Genomic DNA, 499 nt, shown 5'->3' on the forward strand with positions numbered 1-499 from the left:
CTCTCCCTCCGCAAGGCACGGATCTGCTACGACCACCTGGCTGGAGAGATGGGCGTCATGCTCTATGACCGGATGCTGGAGGAGGGCTGGCTGGGCCGCGATCTGGACGTGACGGACAAGGGATGGACGAAGCTGGCTGTCCTGGGGCTGCAGCAAGGTGACTTGCCCGCCAGCAACCGTCCGCTTTGCCGCGCCTGCCTTGACTGGAGCCAGCGGCGGCATCATCTGGCCGGACGGCTCGGGAAGGCCGTGCTCGATCGTATTCTTGCCGTGTCATGGGCGCGCCGCCTGCCTGCATCGCGGGTGATCGTCTTTCATCCGGAAGGGGAAAGACGGTTCGATGAATGGCTGCGGTGAAGCAGACGCCGCCGGTAGCTCTGTCCGCGTCAGGTAGTTTGCGACCGGCGTTGAGGATGTGACCGCACCACGAAGGCATCCGTGTGCAGGGTGGGTCCCTTTCCTTTTCGCCCTCTGCTGATCAGCTGTTCTGCGAGTTCTT

The 499-nt window shown here is 63.5% G+C and carries 1 pseudogene; it reads left to right on the top strand.

Annotation, left to right across the window (positions count from 1 at the left end):
* Positions 1 to 357: pseudogene (locus tag CK944_RS22590) on the top strand (ArsR family transcriptional regulator); the annotation flags it as partial.
* Positions 358 to 499 lie beyond the last annotated feature (142 nt).

Origin of the sequence: Paracoccus sp. SY (genome assembly GCF_002901215.1) — a bacterium.
In the GTDB taxonomy this organism is placed as follows: domain Bacteria; phylum Pseudomonadota; class Alphaproteobacteria; order Rhodobacterales; family Rhodobacteraceae; genus Paracoccus; species Paracoccus acridae.